The organism is Nostoc sp. LPT, from assembly GCF_017115165.1.
Lineage (GTDB): Bacteria > Cyanobacteriota > Cyanobacteriia > Cyanobacteriales > Nostocaceae > Nostoc.
Genome location: NZ_JABXKF010000145.1, coordinates 42725 through 62583, shown reverse-complemented (window position 1 = coordinate 62583; position 19859 = coordinate 42725). Strand labels below are relative to the sequence as shown.

The following is a 19859-nucleotide window of genomic DNA, read 5'->3' as shown; positions in this document are numbered from 1 at the left end:
TTATGGGAAAGCCTGATTTAAAGCAAATTATTAACTTCACATATTTTTAAAATGTGTAACAATCAATGGTTTGTCTTAGCTTGCTGCCATAGAGTATCAACAGTTACAAAGTCATAACCTTGTTGTAGCAGTTGCGGAATCAGAATTTGAATTGTGGCAGCAACATCTTCTCCACCGCAAGCACCATCATGCAAAACAATTATTGAACCATTTTTGACCTGCTGCATAATTCGCTGTACGACGGTAGTGACACCTGGTAGCACCCAGTCTTCTGGCACAACGCTCCACATAACTGGGCGGTAATTCCACTGAGAGAACAATTTTAAAGTAGCAGGTGTAAATAAACCATTAGGGGGGCGGACATCTCGCACTTGTTCAGGTTGCAGGTTGCAAGCATTGTAGATGGCAGCTTGGGTTTTTTCTAAACTCTCCTTCAGGTCATTTGGGGAAAGCATGGGAAAAGAGCGATGATCGTAGCCATGCAATCCAATCCAGTGTCCGCGATCGCTCACGGCTTTGGCGATCGCTGCTGAACGGTTGACGCAAAGACCTAACCAAAAAAAACTCGCTGTAATCTTGTAACGGTCTAACACTGTTAAGACTTCGGATGTGTATTGAGGATGGGGCCCATCATCGAATGTGAGTGCGATCGTCTTAGCATGGGGATTTCCACTCCAAAGGCAGTTGGGAAAATTCGGCTGGAGAATGCGGTAGAAAATTGGGAAGAGGGGAGCTAGCTGCATAAAGTTTTTTCTTTTTTCCGTAATCTTGCTTAACTACACTGGTTACTTAATATGGGGCTATTAAGTGTGGTTCAAACGCTTAACAGTCTTATATCTAGAACTTACACGCTGTACAAATGGACATTTATATGAATTGGCACTCCTTCTAATATTAAGAAGTTTTCCCTTGTTCCTATTTCCAAGTTGGAAATGTAGTTTCCACTCACGATCTGTTCCTGCTTAGCTGACTCAACTTATTTTTTTAGTTGCCAGATCGACAGGAAATATCGCAGTCACAGAAATAGGTGAAAAACAAAATTACATTTTCACATAATTGTCTTTTTGGCAAATTGTAAGTCCTGATATTAACAATTACTCTTGATTAAGGATAAACTCTCGTGGCAATTAATTTTTCCGGAACTAATGGCAATGATGTTATTTTCGGCAGTAGTGACAACGATACCCTCAGAGGCTTGGATGGTGATGACAAACTGTTTGGTGGTGATGGCGATGACTTCCTAGATGGTGGTTTTGGCTTTGACACCATTGATGGTGGTGTTGGAACTGACACCACATCTTATGCTTTCTTTTCCGGCCCAATTGATGCCAATCTCTCCACTGGTGTAGTTAGATTTCCGGGAAATTCTACTCTCACAGATACTCTAGTCAGCATTGAGAATTTAATTGGTACAGCTGGCAACGATACGATTGTTGGTAATGATGCCAATAATGTTCTCAGCGGTGGTGATGGCGATGACTTCCTAGATGGTGGCTTTGGCTTTGACACCATTGATGGTGGTGTTGGAACTGACACCACATCTTATGCTTTCTTTTCCGGCCCAATTGATGCCAATCTCTCCACTGGTGTAGTTAGATTTCCGGGAAATTCTACTCTCACAGATACTCTAGTCAGCATTGAGAATTTAATTGGTACAGCTGGCAACGATACGATTGTTGGTAATGATGCCAATAATGTTCTCAGCGGTGGTGATGGCGATGACTTCCTAGATGGTGGCTTTGGCTTTGACACCATTGATGGTGGTGTTGGAACTGACACCACATCTTATGCTTTCTTTTCCGGCCCAATTGATGCCAATCTCTCCACTGGTGTAGTTAGATTTCCGGGAAATTCTACTCTCACAGATACTCTAGTCAGCATTGAGAATTTAATTGGTACAGCTGGCAACGATACGATTGTTGGTAATGATGCCAATAATGTTCTTAACGGTGGGGCTGGTGATGACTATATAAAAGGTGGCAGCGGACAAGACGTACTGTATGGCGATGCTGGCGCGGATAAATTTGTCTTCGATAGCTTCTACGACGGCGTTGACATTATCAAAGACTTTGAGTGGAAAGAAGCTGACAAAATCCAGATTTCTAAGTATGGCTTTGGCGCTACCTCTAACAGCCAGTTCAGCTACGACTACAATAATGGAAACTTATCCTACAATGGAAGCCTATTCGCTACCATCGAGAACAAACCCTCTGGCTTTAGTACTAATCTAGACATTGTGCTGGTGTAACAACCTGTTGAAATTATTAAACAGAAAAGGCGGCAGGGGATGACTATAACAGGGGTAAAACCCGAACAAGCATTTTCAATAAATAAATTCTCCAATTCGGTTATAGTCCGATGAGACACTTTCAAGTTCTGTGCGCCCTTGGTCTTGGCACAGCCATCTCAGCAAGCCTGAACCTGCTGACTTCTCTTCACCGCGCAAGAAGTAATTAGATACTTTTTGATCTGGAAATCCCTAAACGATCGAGATTTTTTCTTATCCAAAAATCTCTCTGCTATTGAGCTTGTTCATCAATTAACTTCAAATGTTAGAGTGCGATCGCACTCTATTTTTTGGCTATTTTGACTTGGGGCATTGGATAAAAATTCGGCATCTAAGGTTTAAACATCACAGCGATCGCTTTCGTCTGTCAATGCTTTATTTTGTAACAAAATCTGTAACAGCAATGCTATTTTACCTAGTACTCGTCTAAATTGATGAGAAATCTACGGGGAATCCCTGAATTAAGGGTTGATGTTACTAAAAGATATACGAGATTATCAGATTTTATTTTTGGGCTTGTTCCTAGTCTTGGGAATCGGTACACGAGATTGGACGCTGCGACCAGAGTTGATTGGGGTAGCGATTGCCACAAGTCTTGCAACTCAATGGATATTGTCATTAGTCATTGGTCATTGGTCATTAGCAAACAACAAAGGACAAATGACAAATGACAAAAAACAAATACCAAATTTGCGCAGTGCTTTAATTACCTCACTGGGACTGAGTTTACTATTGCGGGCTGACCACTGGACGACAATGGCAATAGCCGCAGCAATTGCGATCGCCAGCAAATTTATCTTCCAAGTCGGCGATAAGCATTTTTTCAATCCTGCTAACTTTGGCATCATATCTGCCTTGATTCTCACCCCCGATGCTTGGGTTTCGCCGGGACAATGGGGTGAAGAGTGGTGGTATGGGCTATTATTTCTCGGTACTGGCGGCATGATTTTGCAGCGCATTGGTCGCTGGGACACCACAGCAGCTTTTTTGGGTTCCTACTCTTTGCTAGAGGCGATTCGCAATTTCTGGTTGGGTTGGACTTGGGATGTTTACTGGCATCGATTGATGAGTGGGTCTTTGCTGCTGTTCGCCCTATTTATGATTACAGATCCGCGATCAATCCCCAATTCCCGAATTGGGCGCGTAGTTTGGGCAGTTTGCATCGCCGGATTAACTTTTATCCTGCGAAATTATTTCTTTGTTTCCACAGCAGTTTTCTGGGCGCTGTTTGCCCTTGCTCCGTTGAGCATCTTGCTAGATATTCTCTGGTTAGCCCCAAGGTTTGCTTGGCAAGAAGAAGATGAGGGAGCAGGGGTAGAACTTCTAACTCCTAACTCCTAACTCCTAACTCAGCACTCAGCACTAAAAAAGAAGGAGATGAGGGAGCAGGGTAGAACTTCTAACTCCTAACTCAGCACTAAAAAAGTAGAGGTATAAAATGAAGTTTTTTCGACTTTTAACACCATTATTGTTAGCAATTGTAGCTGTTTTGTGCTTTGCACCAGCAGCTTGGGCATTTTGTGGATTTTATGTAGCCAAAGCTGATACAAAACTGTATAACAAAGCTTCTCAGGTGGCGATCGCGCGGGATGGCGATCGCACTATCCTAACAATGGCAAACGACTTTCAAGGTGAAGTCAAAGATTTTGCAATGGTAGTACCAGTGCCAACGGTGCTGCAAAAAGAACAAGTTCGCGTCACTGAACCCAAGATTATCAAGCGGCTAGATGCTTTTAGTGCGCCGCGATTGGTAGAATATTTCGACCCAGATCCTTGTGCCCCAGTTTATGATAGAGAGTTATCAGCAGCACCAGCGCCAGCAGCAGCCAGAAGTGAGGCGGGGAGTGCAAGGGGCGATGCTAGTTTGGGTGTGACGGTTGAAGCACGTTTCAATGTTGGCGAATACGACATCGTGATCCTCAGTGCGAAAGAATCTGGTGGACTGGAAACTTGGCTTAAACGCAATGGCTACAAAATCCCCAGAGGTGCGAAACAGTTACTTCAGCCTTATATTCGCTCCTCAATGAAATTTTTTGTTGCTAAAGTCAACTTGGATAAATTCGAGCAATCTGGCTACCAGTTCCTCCGTCCGTTACAAATTTCCTATCAATCACCTAAATTCATGCTGCCAATTCGTTTGGGCATGATCAATGCTACAACAGAGCAAGATTTGATTGTCTACATCCTCTCGCCCCAAGGACAGGCAGAAATCACTAACTATCGGACGGTAAAAATTCCCTCCGACGCAAATATTCCCTTATTTGTCAAAGATGAATTTGGTGAATTCTACAAATCTATGTTTCAAACTGTCTACACCAAAGAAGACAGGAAAGTTGGTTTTTTAGAATACGCTTGGGATATGGGTAGTTGCGATCCTTGTTCTGCTGAACCCCTGACTCCAGAAGAACTCAAGCAAGCAGGCGTATTTTGGTTAGATGATAATTCTACAAGTAATGTGCCAGCACCACCCAGTTTTCGTCGTCCCTCTCCTAGAAGTAACGTCTTCATCTCTCGATTGCATGTTCGCTATACCCGCGACAAATTCCCTGAAGACTTGATATTTCAACAAACAGCCAACAGTGAATCTTTTCAAGGACGCTATGTTTTGCAACATCCATTCCAAGGGGAACTCAAATGTCAGGCTGGTAGACAATATAAGCAGTCTTTACCCAAACGTTTTGAACAAGAGGCGCAAACTCTAGCTAAACTAACCAACTGGAAAATCCAAGATATTCGCAACAAAATGAAGTTGAGTGTAGGTAATTTGCGGTATTCTTGGTGGGAAAATGTCCTCTCCTGGCTGGGATTATATTAAGTAGGGTGGGGAGTAAGATTAATTCAAAAAATCAAATCTGATAATTTCCTTTTCTTACTTTTTATTAGCTAATATCGTGTCCGGTTAAACACTTATAATATATGTAGGTTGGGTTAAGGAACGAAACCCAACATTTTATCCTTGTTCACGTTGGGTAACACTTAAGTTCAAACGCCACTTGCTTCTCCCTTGGCGCTAGCCTCTCCCTTTGGGAGAAGGGGAGACGCTCTTGCTAGCTTGCTTCTCCGTAGGAGTACAAGCAGGTGTTCCCGGACAACGCAGTGGCTCCCCAACCTACATTGATAGATTTTATTAAAAGTAATCACCCGAACTTGATATAATAAGTCTTAGGATATTGTTGAAAATACTCCTCACACTATCTCGAATAATTGATAGTCAAATTTTTAGCAATTGCCAAAGGTGACTTGCTTCAAGAATGAGTGTGACAGCCCACACAAAGATACTGATGCCAGCTGCGGCGGCGGCAATATCCTTAATCATCCCAATCCGGATATCCTCTCGTTCTTCCACAAAATCACATAAGATTTCGATCGCACTGTTAAATAATTCGGCAACCAGCATCATCCCCGTTGCTAGTAAAATCAGAGTGACATCAACTCATTGCCGAAAGAAAAATGAGAAGCCTAGAACTGGAACTGATAAAACAAGTTTGTAGGCAACGCTAAAGTCAGAGATAACAGCGACATAAAGACCTGTGAGAATAATCTTGAGCTTTTGGATGGGATGATAACCCAGTATGCGGTCTTTTTTATATTTTTTGCGATCGCTCATAGTTTTGTAACGAGAACACATATATTTCACTTTCAAACTATTGTGTCAGAAGTCAGACGTTTACTAGTGTAGTAATACTTGCGAAATAACTGTTTTATAGTAAGTAAGTCGGTACAATAAAACCAAACTGTGTGAAGAAAAGTAAAGAAGCCTCAAACTCTTTCTCCCCAAGCTTTGAGCTCCCAGCAAGAACTGCCTTATCCCAACAATAATTATTTACGCCGACCTACTTAATCTGCCGGAAAAATTCTGATTTTTATCTAGTAGTGAACTCCTTACCCTGAATGTACTTATAGGGTAGAGATGAATCAATTCAAAATTCACGCATTCAAAATTCAAACATTTTATACAGCCACCCACAAGGGGCAAGGTTTTGAACAAGTGCTTTTTTCATAAAAGCGGTAAATTGAGTGTATCACCAAGCTCTATGAGCAAACGTGGTGAGTTTGAGAACCTGAGCAATCAGGATATTAAGGCGCTCGGTGTCTTAAGAATCTCCGTCGCTGAAGCCAGGAAAGTGTCAAATCTCCCAATAGTTTATGCCCGTTCCCCACTTCCTTTTAAAAAAGATCCAGTATCTTAAGGAAAGGTAATTCTTCAGGTGTTGTTATACGCAATACTAAGATATTCTTGCTTTCTTCGCCAAGATTGTCATGGTTCAATTCGATGAACAGCTACGCCGCTTAGTTACAGAAGCCTGTAGACACCAACATGGAAGCCCTCAGCGTCAGAAGCTGCTCACGCAAATTATTCGCTTGACAGCAAGTAGACTCTGGAGGGAAACTACTCCCTACTATCAAGACGCACTACAACAAACTTGGTTGTATTTCTGTCGCAATGTTTGTGAAGGTAGGACAGGCCAAACCTACGATCCCAATTATGGCAGTGTGATCACCTGGCTGAATGCTTACCTAAAACGGAGACTACAAGACTTTTACCTTAACCAGAACCGAGAACAAGCCACAACAGTCCCTCTGAGAATTCGTCAGTCTACATCCGGTGGAACAAGTGAAACTATCGATCCTGTAGATAACCTACCGGCTAGCCCCCAAGCACCTCCGATTTTGGAAGACTTGGAGATATGGGCGAAGACAGATTCGGATGGGGAACTGCGCGGTACTTACATTAAAGGGCGTCCAGATGTGAATTGTCAGGTGTTAATTCTCAAACGCTTACCCCCAGAAGTTAGCTGGAAAGATTTATCTGAGGAATTTGGGTTGTCAATTCCGACATTAAGCAGTTTTTATCAACGCCAATGTTTACCGCGTTTGCGTAAGTTTGCAGAATTGGAGGGATTATTGTGATCGGTGCTGATAGCGAATAGCTAGGGTTGAGCCAGTGCTGAGTCAGAAGTAGTACCGCAAACATAATGCGGAAAGTAGAGACACAATTAGGCTTGTGCCTAGTCAAGGTCTGTAGGCAAGTTTTGACCCTTGCTACCAGGTTTCGTATCTGGGAAACCAAAACTAAAAAGCAGAACGGGACAGCAATAGATGCTCGCGTGTAGCAACAGTTTAGAATCCATTCGGCTTTAGCCAGGAGAGAGGTCAAGCAGCACTATTTCGGTGGGTTTTTGTTTAAGGTTTGCGATCGCCTTTTAACCATACTTTGCTAATCAAGTTTCACAGCGATCGCAACAAATAAGAAGATTGTGGAAGCTCAAAGATTGGTGAGGGATGGGAATGGTAACATTACCCTGTTAACCTAATAGTTGATCCTATGTGTTTCTGGTTATCACCTACCTCTCGTCATGCTTATGGCTAAAACAACTAGGATTTTTGGCGCGAATTCTCTAAAGTTTAAAAGCAGGGGTCGGGAAACGGCAAGGACGCGCTGGCTCACCCCCCTAGCTCGCTTTTTACGTTTGCCTTTGTACTTCTTGGTCGCTTTGCTATGCATTGTCGGTTCACCAGTACTAGCAAAAGTTCCTAGCTCAATCAATTCTTCATCCCAATTGCCAATAAACAGTCTGATATCGCTGGCTGTGCCCACTGATGCCGCCTCACTCCTACAGCAGGGCAAAGCTTTATACAGTAATGGCAACTTTGGCAAAGCTATAGAAGTGTTACAACAGGCTGTCCAAATATATAAGCAACAAGGGGAGAGCCTTGCATTAGCAGTGGCACTGAGTAATCTTTCCCTAGCTTACCAGCAACTCGGTGCATGGAGTCAGGCGCAGCAGGCAATTAGAGAAAGCTTAAATTTACTCCAAAGAGCGGATAAAAACCAAAATCTGCAAATATTTGCCCAATCATTAGATATTCAAGGTCGTCTGCAATTGGCAATGGGACAGTCTGAGGCGGCTTTGGCAACTTGGCAGCAGACAGAAGAAATTTACAAACAAGCAGATGATAAAAGTGGCATGGTGCGATCGCTAATCAATCAAGCACAAGCGTGGCGCAGCCAAGGATTTTACCCGCGGGCGATCAAAACACTCGATCGAATAAGTCAGACGTTAAAATCTCAACCCGATTCTATAGAAAAGACAGTGAGTTTGCGATCGCTCGGTGATGCCCTTTTGGTATTGGGCGATTTGAAAAAGTCACGCCGAGCATTAGAAGAAAGTCTGATAATTGCTCAAAATCTACAATCAAGCACTGATATTGGGGCTAGTCTGTTCAGCTTGGGAAATAATGCCCGTAAACAAAACCAAAAGGAACAGGCGATCACCTATTATCAACAAACAGTCGCAGTATCTCCCTCACCTCTAACAAAAGTTCAAGCACAACTCAATCACCTGGGACTACTGATTAAAGATAAAGAATGGGCAAAGGTTCAAACTTTTTTGCCATTAATTGAGTCTCAACTCGACCAACTCCCACTCAGCCGTGCGAGTATTTACGCCCATGTTAATTTTTCACAAAGTTTAGCAAAAGTCAAGAGTGGGATATTGCAAGCGTCTAGTCAGAATCTTTACTCAGGATTAAGTACAAAAGACTCAGCAAAATTACTCGCTAGTGCCATCCAGCAATCACGCAGTTTAGGAGACAAGCGGGCAGAGGCTTATGCTCTAAAGAGTTTAGGCGGCTTGTACGAACAAACCAGACAGTGGTCAGAAGCGCAAAACCTGACCAGACAAGGATTAGCTTTGGCACAGAGTAGCAATGCACCAGAAATTACCTATAGCTTGGAGTGGCAGTTAGGTAGATTGCTTTGGGCACAAAAAAATATTAATGGTGCGATCGCCGCTTATGATGCTGCTGTAGATACTCTTGAGTCTCTCCGCAGAGATTTAGTAGTCAATAAAGATGTAGTCAACCAGGATGTACAATTTGACTTCCGCGACAGTGTAGAACCCGTCTACCGCGAGTCAGTAGAGTTACTGCTGCAATCTCAAAAAGGAAAACCAAATGAAAAAATATTGGAGAAAGCACGCCAGCGGATTGAAGCACTCCAACTAGCAGAATTAGACGACTTCTTTCAGGAAGCTTGTCTGCAAGGTCAGAAAGTAGCCCTCGATCAAGTAGTAGACAAAGATAATACCAAGGCTGCCATCCTTTATCCAATTATTCTTCGTGACGAACTCCAGGTAATTGTCAAAATTCCTAAACAACCTCTGCAAAGCTACAGTACCAAGATTTCCCAAAAAGAAGTAGAGAAACTCTTAATAGAACTGCGAAGAAATCTTGTCGATCCAACTGCTACTAAGATCGTCCAAACCCAATCGCAAGAAGTTTACAGCTGGCTGCTTAAACCCATTGAGTCACAACTGCAAAAAAGTGGCGTCGATACGTTAGTGTTCGTCCTAGATGTCCCATTACGCAATTTACCAATGGCAGCTCTCTACGATGGTAAACAATACTTGGTAGAGAAATATGCGATCGCCCTGAGCGTCGGTCTACAACTCCTCGACCCAAAACCGCTGATCAAACAGCAGCTTAGAGCGCTAACCGCAGGACTGACTCAGCCGCCACCAGGATTTCCCAAGTTTGCACCATTGCTGGCGATCAAATCTGAATTTGACGGTATTGCTAAAGCAGGAGTTTCGACAACCAGCTTACTGGATGGAGATTTTAAAAAAAAGAATTTGGAAAGTGAAATTGATGCTGTTTCATTCAACATAGTGCATTTGGCAACCCACGGTCAGTTTAGTTCCCGCCTTGAAGACACTTTTATTTTAGATTTCGATGGTCAGATCAATGTCAAAGATTTTGATACTCTCTTCCGCAGTCAGGGTAAAACCGTAGTAGAATTATTAGTTTTGAGTGCTTGCCAGACAGCAACAGGAGACAACCGTGCAGCACTCGGTCTAGCAGGAGCATCTGTCCGAGCTGGGGCGGGTAGTACTATAGCTTCCCTGTGGCAGATTGATGATCAATCAACAGCGATGTTTGTTAGTGCCTTCTATCGAGAACTCAAGAGTGGCAAAATCACCAAAGCCGAAGCAGTCCACCGCGCCCAGCTACAACTACTGAAACATCCCAACTACAGATCGCCAAGCTTTTGGTCTGCCTATGTATTGATTGGTAATTGGTTGTGATTTGAGGAGCCAATCTTCCTAATTGATTGCTCAAAATTTGGCAAACTATCTGCTAGTTGATAAGCCGCTTTTAGCAGCTTGAAGCTATCTTGATAAAAGTATAAATACTCAAAAACTTTATTTCCTATATCATCTTAATATACAATCTTTTAATTTTATGGGATATTTTTACCTAATCGCCAGTCCCAATTTTCTTTTTCCAGTATTCAATTTTGTGGCATAAATTTATTGCATTCGGGTGATATATACATAGCAGCATTGAACCCTAGAAATTGACTTATGAATAACTCCACCTATCAGCTAGACGATTTCGCTTTGATATTGCCGATTTCCCAAACAGCTCGCATAACTGCCCAGCAATTTGCTAACCAGCAGCCAAATCCTGAAAAAGCAGAGCAAGTCCGGCTGAATACTTTAGCTGTATGGGTGGTGAATGATTACTTACAGATGATGGATATTCCTACCGATCTTCAAGCTAGTGACAGTTGGAACCCGATTGTGCGCCTTTGTGGGGATGTCGCTGATTTACAAGTGCCCTCAATTGGCCGTCTGGAGTGTCGCCCCGTGCATTTGCATCAGCAGATATGTTCTATTCCTCCAGAAACTTGGGAAGAACGGGTGGGTTATTTAATAGTTCAATTTGATGAATCGCTCGAAGAAGCAAGGCTGCTTGGTTTTATCCCTAGTGTGGCAACTGAAACACTGCCTTTAGGGCAACTGCAACCATTGGAAACGTTTATTGACCACATCTGGCAACTGCGCCAATCCCCAGTTAATTCATTAGTGAATTTGAGTCAGTGGTTTGCTGGTATATTTGAGACGGGCTGGGAGACTATTGAATCGCTGTGGAACGTACCGGAACTCAGACCAACTTATGCCTTTCGTGGTATTGAAACTTTAGAACTAGATGTTCTCAAACAACCAGAATCAATTACTAAACGGGCAAAAGTGATTGATTTAGGTATCCAAATCCACAACCAACCTGTGATGTTGATTGTGGAAATTAGTCCCGAAAAAGATCAACAAACTAGTATTCATCTCCAATTGCACGCCACTGGAAATCAAATCTACTTGCCACCAGGAGTTCATCTCACTGTTATAGATAGTTCAGGAGCAATATTTCTCGACGCTCAATCTAGAAAATCAGACAACTACATTCAGTTACAGTTTCGTGGTGAACCTACAGAGCAATTTAGTGTTAGGGTAGCCTTGGATAATACCAGTATTACCGAATATTTCCGAATTTGAAATATGTAGCTATCTTCCTTCTTTGTCGGGAATTTATTAAGTGATAATTCATTAATTAAAGATTAAAAATTAAAAATCCAAGCCAGCTTTTGGGGATTTTGAAAAAAAATCTGTAGACACTTGTGAAGCTTGCGATCGGACATTAGAACAGGGCACGATCTTGCACAGGGAAATAGCGACGGTTATGGGTAAATTAGTGGCGATCAAATTTGGAGAGGGTAGTTTTGAGCAGGGGTTTGCTGTCACCCTCCAAATTGGTGAAGAACACGAGCGTGCTGCAACAGAAATCACTGGGAGGCTACCTTCATTCCCGGAAATGCCGCTCTATTATAGTCATTGGCAGTCTAGTTATCGGCAGATAGGCAATCGTTATCGCCTCCATGCTGACCAAATGCAGGTGACGAATGTATCGATGGTTCAAGACTGCGAAAACGCTTCTCATATTTTGCGGGCACGCTTTAATACCTGGCTGCGAGCAGAGGAGTTTCGCCCTTTGAGGGAAAAATGGTTAGAAAGATTATCGTCCAGCGACGAAGTACGGGTGATTCTGCAAACAGAAAATAGCCAATTGCAGCTATTACCCTGGCATCTGTGGGACTTGTTAGAACGCTATCCCAAAGCTGAAATTGCCCTTTCTTCACCATCCTACGATCGCATTCACAAGCCAGGCGCTCTCAATCAATTAGTCAACATTTTGGCAATTGTGGGGAATAGTAAGGGGATTGACACCCAAGCCGATCAAGCTTTACTGCAACAGTGTAGTAACGCAGAGGTGAGCTTTTTAGTAGAACCACAACGTAAGGACTTGACTGAGCATCTCTGGGGAAAAAACTGGGATATTCTTTTCTTTGCTGGACACAGTTCCAGTCACGGAAATGGAGAAAGCGGACGAATTTACCTAAATAGAACTGATAGTCTTACGATTGGCGAGTTAAAGTACGCTCTCAGAAAAGCTATTGAAAATGGTTTGCAATTAGCTATATTCAACTCCTGTGATGGATTGGGATTGGCGCGAGAATTGGCTGATTTGCAAATTCCTCAAATGATCATCATGCGCGAACCTGTCCCAGACCAGGTTGCAAAGGAGTTTTTAAAGTATTTTCTCCAAGGCTTTGCCGGTGGTGAGTCTTTATATCAAGCGGTACGCCAAGCGCGAGAACGCTTGCAAGGACTTGAGGATAGATTTCCTTGTGCAACTTGGCTACCAGTGATTTGCCAAAATCCGGCGCAGATACCACCGACTTGGGATGAATTAAGGTCTGCAAAATCTGAAGATGAAGATGAAGTAAATTTACCTTTATCTAACAGACGCAGATTTAAAAGAATTTTGTTATTCAGCTTGGCAGTTACAGCTTTGGTTTGTGGCGTGAGATTGGTGGGATTGCTGGAAAACCTAGAGATTCCAGCCTTTGACCTGATGATGCGATCGCGCCCCGCAGAAGGACTCGACCCCCGACTGTTGATCATCACAATTGACGATGAGGATCTGGCGACTCAAAGACAAAATAACGAGTCCTTGATCGGAGCTTCTATTTCCGAAAAATCTCTCAATAAACTCTTAGCAAAACTGAATCAATACCAACCCCGTGCGATCGGCTTAGATATCTACCGTGATTTTAAGGCCAAACAGCCAGATTTAATTACTCGTCTTCAGAAAACTCAGAACTTGATTGGCGTATGCAAGGGGAGTGATAACACAGTAAATATTAAAGGTACTAAGCCACCGCCAGAAATCCCCCCAGGAAATCTGGGATTCAGTGACTTTATTTACGATCGCGATGGAGTTATTCGTCGGCATCTTCTGTTCATGAATCAGGAGACGACATCATTGTGTTCTGCTCCATATTCCTTCAGTTTACAACTAGCATCCCTTTATCTGCGCCCTTTAGGAATTCAAACAAAGTTCACCCCTGAAGGAAATTTGCAGTTGGGTAAGACTATTTTTCCGAATCTGAAGTCTCGTACTGGTGGCTATCAAAATATTGATGCTAATAGCGGTCAAATCTTACTCAACTATCGTTCTTCAAAAGAAATAGCCGAACAGGTAAAGCTAACGCAATTTTTATCATCTAGTTCAATTAACCCCAACGCCATCAAAGACCGGATTGTTCTCATTGGTGTGACTGCAAAGGGGGATTCTCCAGACACTTGGCCTACACCTTATGGCATTCCTTTAGATGAGCAAATGCCAGGAGTACTGGTACAAGCTCACATGGTCAGCCAGATCCTTGGTGCAGTCCAGGATGGGCGACCTTTGCTGCGCGCTTGGTCATGGTGGGCGGAGGTCGCCTGGATTTGGGGCTGGTCTTTAATTGGAGGAGTCTTGGCTTGGCGCAGGCTTTCCTTACCCTGGTTGGCATTGGCAATCGGTGTTACTTCTAGCGTTTTGTATGTACTTTGCTTTGGTCTGTTAATTTCGGGTGCTTGGGTGCCTTTCGTCCCGTCGGCTTTATCACTGGTAGCTATGGGGGGTTTGATGTCAATTTATAATAATTCAAAAATAAAAGTGCGGGTGGGAAATGGGGAAGAAGCAAGGGGGCAGGGGGCAGGGAAGCAGGGAAGCAGGGAAGCAGGGGAGCAGGGGGAGATGAGGGGGAGCAGGGGGAGATGAGGGAGAATTATTGAATAAATCTCTCCCTTATCTCCCCCCTCTTCCTTGTCTACCTTGTCTCTTCTCAATGCCCAATCTAAAATCTAAAATCTAAAATCCTATGAGGTCAGGTTTCTATGAATTCAAATTTACAACCGATAAAACTGTTTTTAGTAGTAGCTTTTAGTTGTACAAATTTATTAGTTAACCTGATTCCAGTACTGGCGAAACCAACCCCTAATCGCTCTAATACTAAAACGAACCCTGCTCAAACTACAACCTTTACTCAACCTCCAATTCCACCTGGCTCCCCTCCTGGGGGTCGCGTTCGTGGTGGAGCAAAGCGCGGGGAACCTGCATGTCCTACATCTAAAATTGACTTGACTGCTTTAGTACCCTTTACTCAGGAAGCTAACTCAGTGATTAATGTCTGGGGACAAACAACAGTAGAACATCCAAGTTGGTTTTTCTATGTGCCATATACTAAAGATTCGCCATATACAGTTGAATTTGTGCTGCAAGATCCAGACGCTAACGAGGTATACAAAAAAGCGATCGCTTTATCGGATAAGCCAGGAGTTATCCGTGTTTCTTTGCCTAACACTGCTCCCGGTTTAGCAGTAGATAAACAATACCGTTGGTTTTTCACCATTAACTGTGACAAGCAAAAGAACTCGCCTCCAAGTTTTGTTGAAGGGGTAATAAAACGAGTTAATCTGAGTCAACCAACACTCAAAGAAATAGAAACGGCAGAACCTATAAAGCGCTATGCTATCTATGCCCAAAATGGGATCTGGTACGAGGCACTGACGACGTTGGCTGAACTGCGTCAAAAAAATCCTCAAGATGCAGCCCTGAAAGCAGAGTGGCGAAATTTGTTAGGTAGCATCCGCTTAGATGATGTTGCCGAAGAACCCATTCTTCCAGGAACACCTTAAACTAGGAAAATAATATTTAGTTAAGCAAAAATTTTGATGTAGAGAGGTTGCAATACAACATCTCTACAAAGGTGTTGTTTAGTTTGCAGCAGCACTTACTAAACCATTGTGCCTGAGCAAAGCGATCGTACTTGGTTTGCGACCCCGGAAAGTTTTAAACACCTCCATTGGATGCTTGCTACCACCGAGTGCTAGCACTGTATCCCGATAACGCCGACCTGTAGCTTTTATAGCTTCTTCATTTTCAAGCCCAGCTTCTTCAAAAGCGGCAAAAGCATCAGCACTAAGTACTTCAGCCCATTTGTAACTGTAGTAGCCTGCTGCATAACCACCCTCAAAAATGTGCCCAAAAGAACATAAAATTGAATCTTCTGGAAGTGGTGGTAAAATAGTAGTAGTCTTGGCTATGCGATGACGCACATCTGCTGGAGTTTCATTGCTACCGGAACGATAGCGGTAGTGTAGTTCTAAATCAATACTGCTAAGGTGAATTTGGCGTAACATACCAGTACCACTCATATAATTACGCGCCGCTAGCAGCTTTTGATAATAATGCTCTGGCAGGGCTTCTCCAGTTTCGTAATGTTTAGCCATGCCAAACAAAGTGGGTCGCTCATAACACCAGTTTTCCATAAACTGACTGGGTAGTTCCACTGCATCCCATTCCACATTATTAATACCTGCGGCTCCAGCATAGTCAACCTTGGTGAGCATGTGGTGCAATCCATGACCAAACTCGTGGAACAAAGTCTCTACTTCATAGAAAGTCATCAAACTTGGCTTGCCATCTACTGGAGGAGTTTGGTTGCATATCAAATAAGCCACAGGCAACCGGATGGCAGTTGCACCATTTTCAGTTTTAGCACGATTGATGCATACATCCATCCAAGCACCACCGCGTTTTTCTGCTGGACGGCTATAGGGGTCTAAGTAAAAGTAAGCGATGGGAGAACCAGTTTCATCGGCTATTTGGAAATAACGGACATCCTCATGCCATACTGGGGCTTGACCATCGGCAGGGGTAACAGTAACACCAAATAGCCGCTTAACAAGCCCAAACAAGCCATCTAGCACTTGGGGAAGGGGAAAATAGGGACGTAATTCTTCAGCGGTAAAGGCAAATTTTGCTTCTCGTTGGCGTTCTGCCCAAAAGCTGATGTCCCAATGTTTTAAATCCTGATATTCTTCTCCATAAGATGCAGCAAAAGCTTGGAGTTCTTTTAAGTCTTTGACAGCAGCATCATAACTGGCCTGGCGTAGTTCTTCTAATAGTGCTTCGACTGCCTCAACATTAGGAGCCATTTTACTTGCAAGGCTTAACTCGGCAAAACTCTTAAAGCCAAGTATATCGGCAAGTTCTTGCCGTAACTCCAAAATACGCACAATTAACGCCTTATTATCTAAATCGCCACTAGAAGCGCGAGTGATATGAGCTTTGTAGAGCTTTTGGCGCAAATCTCGACGGGTGCTGTGTTGCATGAAAGGACCGTAACAGGGAAAGTCTAAAGTAATGCGCCAAGGGCCATTTTCTGGTGTGGCGTTCTCTTCTTTTGCCGCACGTGCAGCTTGGGCAGCTAAACTCACCAAACTTGGTGGTAAACCGTCAATTTCGGCTTTTGTTGTCAGGGTTAAGCTAAAGGCTTTCGTGGCATCAAGTACATGGTTAGAGAATTTAGTAGAAAGTTCTGCCAACTCCATCTGAATGGCGTTGAAACGCTCCCTTGCTTCTCCTTTTAAGCCAACACCAGAAAGTTCTGCATCTCGAATGGCGGCTTCCACAATGCGTTGTTGGGCTAATTCTAAAGTTGCCCAACTATCACTGCTACGGAGTGCCTTAAAAGCATTGTAGATGGGTTGGCTTTGACCGAGTTTGTTGATAAATTGTACAACTAGTGGCTGTACGATTTCATGAGCTTCGCGCAGTTTTGGGCTATTTTTAACACCCATTAAATGATTTACCGCCCCCCAACTCCAGGTAAGCCGTTCTGTCAGCTTTTCTAAGGGTTCTACTAAACCACTCCAAGTGGGCTGTACACTAGCCTCTAAGGTGGCAAGTTGCTGGTCAAGTTCTGCTAGCAACTGATTGAAGGCTGGTACTACTCGTTCTGGTTTAATCTCTGCAAAGGGAGGTAAACCAGTGCCTTGGAGTAAGGGATTATCGGAAATAATGGTACTTGCACTCATAGTTTTGTGTGAACTGCGGATGAATAAAAATCAACAATGATTTTTATGTATATATCTTCTAATGTAGCGATCGCTGTGCTATTTAGTATTGCCATTCTGGCAAAAAGGTAAAAAAAACGATAATTCCTCACAAAAGTATCCCGATACGGCTCTTTTGTCTGGTATTTGAACAATAAGTTGGGGTATTGGGCATTGGGCATTGGTAAAAGACAAGGAAGACAAGGAAGACAAGGAAGAGGGGGGAGATAAGGGAGAGATTTATTCAATAATTCCCCCTCATCTCCCTTATCCCCCTGCTCCCCTGCTCCCCTCTGCCCCTCTGCTCCCCTTGCTCTTCTGCCCCCTTCATTTACTCGGCATTTCTAGAAATAAATGTTAAGGAAAGTCTCTAAGATAATATAATCATGCACCCATCCTCTCAACCAGGTGGCTAATTATGACTAGCCTCTTACCCAGTTCTGAATCAACAGAAGTTTTTTATCCAAGCTCGGATGGTGAACCTTTGGCAGAAAGTTATGTTCATTTATGTGCTTTACTGGCAACTTTAGAAGTATTGAGGCAATATTTGCTGGATCGGCAAGCAACGGTTTTGAGTAACCAGTTTCTCTATTATGCTCAGGGTTTTCCGAGGTTACGGGTAGCTCCAGATGTAATGGTAATTTTTAATGTCGCTCCTGGAGGTCGCGATAATTACAAAATATGGGAAGAGGGACAAGTGCCTGTAGTAATCTTTGAAATGACCTCGGAGAGCACTAGAAACCAGGACACAGGTTTCAAGAAGACGCTGTATGAGCAGTTAGGAGTCCTGGAATACTGGTTATTCGATCCCAAGGGAGAGTGGATTAAGGAGCAATTGCAGGGCTATCGACTGCGAGGTGAAGTGTATGAGCCAATTACAGATAGTCGATGTGAACCTTTGCAGCTGCGTTTGCAAATAGAAGGGCAACTGATTGGTTTTTATCGAGAAGACACTGGAGAAAAGTTGCTGATTCCAGAAGAGTTGGCAGAGGCGCTGAAACAGGAAAGGTTGGCGAGGGAACAAGCACAGTCGCAGGTGGAAAGGTTGAAAGAATATTTGCGATCGCTTGGCGTTGATCCTGATACTATCTAGCTAACTAAAGGCGATCGCCAAAAGACACGATCGTGTAATATGTCAAACAGCTAACTCGTCCCTCAGCATAGGCGTTACCTTGAAAGCGCAGTTTCAGCCCAAGAATTCCACCTTTTCAAGGCGTGGAAGCATACAAATTAACTGAGCGTCAGCGAGTGTCCTTACCAAACCAAAAAGGAAGGCTCCATATTTCCATATTTATGATATTATTTGGCAACTCATCTTTTTACTCGTAAAATCGAAGACAAGATCAAGGTCAGTAGAAAAGAGTCCCTAAATTAATGAATACGTTAATCAGTCAGGGTGGAAGAGCTATCACTAAATTTCAGGTGGTAGACCGGATAAACGATATCGCGTGGCAAGCTCACCAAGGCAGCGTTGCAGCGATTATTCAGCTATTGAACGAAAAGCTAGCCCAGTCTTGTGTCAGAACTAGAGCCATTTTTTCTGATGGTGTCTTACAAATTCTGTGCGAGGCAGCTAAAGTAGAGCAACTAGAGCAATCTCCCCTGGTAGAACAAATCCAGCAAATTCTTGAGTCTATCGCCCCGCGTCACATTCGCCGTGTCAAGATCAACAGTCGGATTGTTCGAGAACAACAATTGCTGTGGTTAAAAGAAATAGACAGCGATCGCGAGAATCAATTGCTTTGGTCACAGGAAATTACATTAATTCAGCCCAATATTGTAAAGCAATTAATTAAAGATTTCACAGAAGCTCAAGCTGAACTAGGAAAACCAAATTATCCTAAAACTCAAGTCTCTCGTCCTTTAGTACTCATTAACAAAGAAAAATACAAAAATAAACCTAAAACAAAGATATTAGCAGCAGCTGGTTTATGCTCACTGTTGTTGCTTAGTTGGGTTGTTTATGCCCAGCTAGGTAATAAACTGAAAAGCCTAATACAACCAGAAACTTCCAAATCTTTAACTACAGAAAATACTAACCACAGGAAAGCCCAAACACCATCTCGCTCTCCTAACAATACCTTTTCTGAGCCATCTGACGATCCATTCCAAATATCTGTGCGAATTGCCAACCAAGCTTCTGCATCTGGCAAAACGGCTACAACCTCAACTCAGTGGTTAGAGATTGCTGCTAAGTGGCAACGGGCTTCAGATTTAATGAGTACTGTACCACAAACCCACAGCCGTTATCAAGAAGCCAAGATTCGTACTCAACTTTATAAAAAATACAGTGAGGCGGCACAGAAAGAAGCCGATAAGAGCAAATCTTAGTTTTTTCTGATTGGAAGACTTCGATTAGTGATTAGTATTCTAGCAATAGGCAATGGATTGTTTACTTTACTTCTCACGCTTCACCCAAGCGCGTAAAACGAATTTCAATGGCTAAGGTTTTTCTTGGGGAATAGGAGCAAATTCCCCACTTGATAATATTAGTTGTACTACCGAAT

General features: G+C 43.1%; 15 protein-coding genes. 11 read left to right on the top strand and 4 right to left on the bottom strand.

The annotated features are described in order from the left end of the window. Window positions 1-62: 62 nt before the first annotated feature. The gene (locus HWQ58_RS27710; RefSeq protein ID WP_292870102.1) at window positions 63-743 is read right to left on the bottom strand and encodes a polysaccharide deacetylase family protein; all 681 of its coding nucleotides are present in this window, start codon (window positions 741-743) and stop codon (window positions 63-65) included. A gap of 377 nt (window positions 744-1120) precedes the next feature. Here HWQ58_RS27710 and HWQ58_RS27705 point away from each other — a divergent pair, with 377 nt between their 5' ends. From HWQ58_RS27705 to HWQ58_RS27695, 3 genes are all read left to right on the top strand, one after another. Beyond that, the gene (locus HWQ58_RS27705; protein ID WP_292870099.1) at window positions 1121-2248 is read left to right on the top strand and encodes a calcium-binding protein; all 1128 of its coding nucleotides are present in this window, start codon (window positions 1121-1123) and stop codon (window positions 2246-2248) included. A gap of 510 nt (window positions 2249-2758) precedes the next feature. Then, on the top strand, window positions 2759-3628 hold the full coding sequence (locus HWQ58_RS27700) for an RnfABCDGE type electron transport complex subunit D (protein ID WP_292870096.1): 870 nt from the start codon (window positions 2759-2761) through the stop codon (window positions 3626-3628). Window positions 3629-3725: 97 nt separating this feature from the next. Next, window positions 3726-5102: a DUF2330 domain-containing protein gene (locus HWQ58_RS27695; protein WP_292870093.1), complete on the top strand. Its 1377-nt coding sequence runs from the start codon at window positions 3726-3728 to the stop codon at window positions 5100-5102. Window positions 5103-5498: 396 nt separating this feature from the next. Here HWQ58_RS27695 and HWQ58_RS27690 read toward each other — a convergent pair whose 3' ends face one another. After that, window positions 5499-5705, bottom strand: coding sequence for a diacylglycerol kinase (locus HWQ58_RS27690; RefSeq protein WP_292870537.1), 207 nt, complete (start codon window positions 5703-5705; stop codon window positions 5499-5501). Between the two features lie 15 nt (window positions 5706-5720). After that, window positions 5721-5915, bottom strand: coding sequence for a hypothetical protein (locus tag HWQ58_RS27685; protein ID WP_292870090.1), 195 nt, complete (start codon window positions 5913-5915; stop codon window positions 5721-5723). A gap of 406 nt (window positions 5916-6321) precedes the next feature. Here HWQ58_RS27685 and HWQ58_RS27680 point away from each other — a divergent pair, with 406 nt between their 5' ends. The 6 genes from HWQ58_RS27680 (at window position 6322) to HWQ58_RS27655 (ending at window position 15150) form a co-directional block, all read left to right on the top strand. Beyond that, window positions 6322-6477, top strand: coding sequence for a hypothetical protein (locus HWQ58_RS27680; RefSeq protein WP_292870087.1), 156 nt, complete (start codon window positions 6322-6324; stop codon window positions 6475-6477). A 70-nt stretch (window positions 6478-6547) separates the two neighbouring features. Beyond that, the gene (locus HWQ58_RS27675) at window positions 6548-7198 is read left to right on the top strand and encodes a sigma-70 family RNA polymerase sigma factor (protein ID WP_292870084.1); all 651 of its coding nucleotides are present in this window, start codon (window positions 6548-6550) and stop codon (window positions 7196-7198) included. A gap of 446 nt (window positions 7199-7644) precedes the next feature. After that, complete coding sequence (locus tag HWQ58_RS27670; RefSeq protein ID WP_292870081.1) at window positions 7645-10374, top strand: CHAT domain-containing protein; 2730 nt, start codon at window positions 7645-7647, stop codon at window positions 10372-10374. A gap of 279 nt (window positions 10375-10653) precedes the next feature. Then, window positions 10654-11622, top strand: coding sequence for a DUF1822 family protein (locus HWQ58_RS27665; protein WP_292870078.1), 969 nt, complete (start codon window positions 10654-10656; stop codon window positions 11620-11622). Between the two features lie 184 nt (window positions 11623-11806). Beyond that, on the top strand, window positions 11807-14233 hold the full coding sequence (locus HWQ58_RS27660; RefSeq protein ID WP_292870075.1) for a CHASE2 domain-containing protein: 2427 nt from the start codon (window positions 11807-11809) through the stop codon (window positions 14231-14233). A 116-nt stretch (window positions 14234-14349) separates the two neighbouring features. Beyond that, a complete protein-coding gene (locus HWQ58_RS27655) occupies window positions 14350-15150 on the top strand; it encodes a DUF928 domain-containing protein (RefSeq protein WP_292870072.1) in 801 nt (266 codons plus the stop codon). A gap of 78 nt (window positions 15151-15228) precedes the next feature. On the opposite strand, the gene HWQ58_RS27650 is transcribed toward HWQ58_RS27655, so the two are convergent. After that, window positions 15229-17334: a M3 family metallopeptidase gene (locus HWQ58_RS27650; RefSeq protein WP_292870069.1), complete on the bottom strand. Its 2106-nt coding sequence runs from the start codon at window positions 17332-17334 to the stop codon at window positions 15229-15231. Between the two features lie 436 nt (window positions 17335-17770). On the opposite strand from HWQ58_RS27650, the gene HWQ58_RS27645 reads away from it, so the two are divergent. Together HWQ58_RS27645 and HWQ58_RS27640 are read left to right on the top strand one after the other, a co-directional pair. Next, on the top strand, window positions 17771-18445 hold the full coding sequence (locus HWQ58_RS27645) for a Uma2 family endonuclease (RefSeq protein ID WP_292870066.1): 675 nt from the start codon (window positions 17771-17773) through the stop codon (window positions 18443-18445). A gap of 281 nt (window positions 18446-18726) precedes the next feature. Next, window positions 18727-19683, top strand: a complete 957-nt coding sequence (locus tag HWQ58_RS27640; RefSeq protein ID WP_292870063.1) for a hypothetical protein — start codon at window positions 18727-18729, stop codon at window positions 19681-19683. The last annotated feature ends 176 nt before the right edge of the window (window positions 19684-19859 follow it).

What these genes read in the sequence shown, in the direction of transcription:
- HWQ58_RS27710 (WP_292870102.1), bottom strand. Translation starts at nt 743, where the DNA reads ATGCAGCTAGCTCCCCTCTTCCCAATTTTCTACCGCATTCTCCAGCCG.
- HWQ58_RS27700 (WP_292870096.1), top strand. Translation starts at nt 2,759, where the DNA reads ATGTTACTAAAAGATATACGAGATTATCAGATTTTATTTTTGGGCTTG.
- HWQ58_RS27695 (WP_292870093.1), top strand. Translation starts at nt 3,726, where the DNA reads ATGAAGTTTTTTCGACTTTTAACACCATTATTGTTAGCAATTGTAGCT.
- HWQ58_RS27685 (WP_292870090.1), bottom strand. Translation starts at nt 5,915, where the DNA reads ATGTGTTCTCGTTACAAAACTATGAGCGATCGCAAAAAATATAAAAAA.
- HWQ58_RS27680 (WP_292870087.1), top strand. Translation starts at nt 6,322, where the DNA reads ATGAGCAAACGTGGTGAGTTTGAGAACCTGAGCAATCAGGATATTAAG.
- HWQ58_RS27675 (WP_292870084.1), top strand. Translation starts at nt 6,548, where the DNA reads ATGGTTCAATTCGATGAACAGCTACGCCGCTTAGTTACAGAAGCCTGT.
- HWQ58_RS27670 (WP_292870081.1), top strand. Translation starts at nt 7,645, where the DNA reads ATGCTTATGGCTAAAACAACTAGGATTTTTGGCGCGAATTCTCTAAAG.
- HWQ58_RS27665 (WP_292870078.1), top strand. Translation starts at nt 10,654, where the DNA reads ATGAATAACTCCACCTATCAGCTAGACGATTTCGCTTTGATATTGCCG.
- HWQ58_RS27660 (WP_292870075.1), top strand. Translation starts at nt 11,807, where the DNA reads ATGGGTAAATTAGTGGCGATCAAATTTGGAGAGGGTAGTTTTGAGCAG.
- HWQ58_RS27655 (WP_292870072.1), top strand. Translation starts at nt 14,350, where the DNA reads ATGAATTCAAATTTACAACCGATAAAACTGTTTTTAGTAGTAGCTTTT.
- HWQ58_RS27650 (WP_292870069.1), bottom strand. Translation starts at nt 17,334, where the DNA reads ATGAGTGCAAGTACCATTATTTCCGATAATCCCTTACTCCAAGGCACT.
- HWQ58_RS27645 (WP_292870066.1), top strand. Translation starts at nt 17,771, where the DNA reads ATGACTAGCCTCTTACCCAGTTCTGAATCAACAGAAGTTTTTTATCCA.
- HWQ58_RS27640 (WP_292870063.1), top strand. Translation starts at nt 18,727, where the DNA reads ATGAATACGTTAATCAGTCAGGGTGGAAGAGCTATCACTAAATTTCAG.